Origin of the sequence: Ruegeria halocynthiae, from assembly GCF_900106805.1 — a bacterium.
GTDB lineage: Bacteria > Pseudomonadota > Alphaproteobacteria > Rhodobacterales > Rhodobacteraceae > Ruegeria > Ruegeria halocynthiae.
Window position 1 is genome coordinate 1 of the sequence record NZ_FNNP01000035.1, and the last position, 1,166, is coordinate 1,166.

Genomic DNA, 1,166 nt, shown 5'->3' on the forward strand with positions numbered 1-1,166 from the left:
ATCTTCGACACGACGCCGGCGCCGACGGTGCGGCCGCCTTCGCGGATGGCGAAACGCAGGCCGTTTTCCATCGCGATCGGTGCGATCAGCTCAACGCCGAACGACACGTTGTCGCCGGGCATGACCATCTCGGTACCAGCCGCCAGGGTCACGGTACCGGTCACGTCAGTCGTACGGAAGTAGAACTGCGGACGGTAGTTCGCGAAGAACGGAGTATGACGGCCGCCCTCTTCCTTGGTCAGGATATAGGCTTCGGCTTCGAACTTGGTGTGCGGTGTAACCGAACCCGGCTTACACAGAACCTGACCACGCTCAACGCCTTCACGGTCGATACCGCGCAGCAGGGCGCCGATGTTGTCACCCGCTTCACCGCGATCCAGCAGCTTGCGGAACATTTCAACACCGGTACAGGTGGTTTTCTGTGTGTCACGGATGCCGACGATTTCAATCTCGTCGCCAACATTGATGACGCCACGCTCAACACGACCGGTCACAACGGTACCACGACCCGAGATCGAGAACACGTCTTCAACCGGCATCAGGAACGGCTGGTCAACAGCGCGCTCAGGTGTCGGGATGTACTCGTCCACGGCAGCCATCAGCTTGCGGATCGATTCTTCGCCGATTTCCGGCTTGTTGCCTTCCATCGCCGCCAGAGCCGAACCGGCAATGATCGGAATGTCGTCGCCGGGGTAGTCATACGAAGACAGCAGCTCGCGGATTTCCATTTCCACCAGTTCCAGCAGCTCTTCGTCGTCTACCTGATCCACTTTGTTCATGAACACGACCATGGTCGGGATACCAACTTGGCGGCCCAGCAGGATGTGCTCGCGCGTTTGCGGCATCGGGCCGTCAGCAGCGTTCACAACCAGGATCGCGCCGTCCATCTGAGCGGCACCGGTGATCATGTTCTTGACGTAGTCGGCGTGGCCGGGGCAGTCAACGTGGGCATAGTGGCGGTTATCAGTCTCGTATTCCACGTGGGCGGTCGAGATGGTGATGCCACGAGCTTTTTCTTCCGGCGCGCCGTCAATCTGGTCATACGCTTTGAAGTCACCAAAATACTTGGTGATCGCTGCCGTCAGCGTGGTCTTGCCGTGGTCAACGTGGCCAATCGTGCCGATGTTGACGTGCGGCTTATTACGCTCAAACTTTTCCTTTGCCAT

Annotated in this window: 1 protein-coding gene; it reads right to left on the bottom strand. The window is 58.8% G+C overall.

All coding sequences use genetic code 11. From position 1 onward, the window contains the following. Positions 1–1,166: elongation factor Tu (tuf, locus tag BLU89_RS21055; protein WP_074739713.1), on the bottom strand; the 1,166-nt coding region annotated here is incomplete at both ends.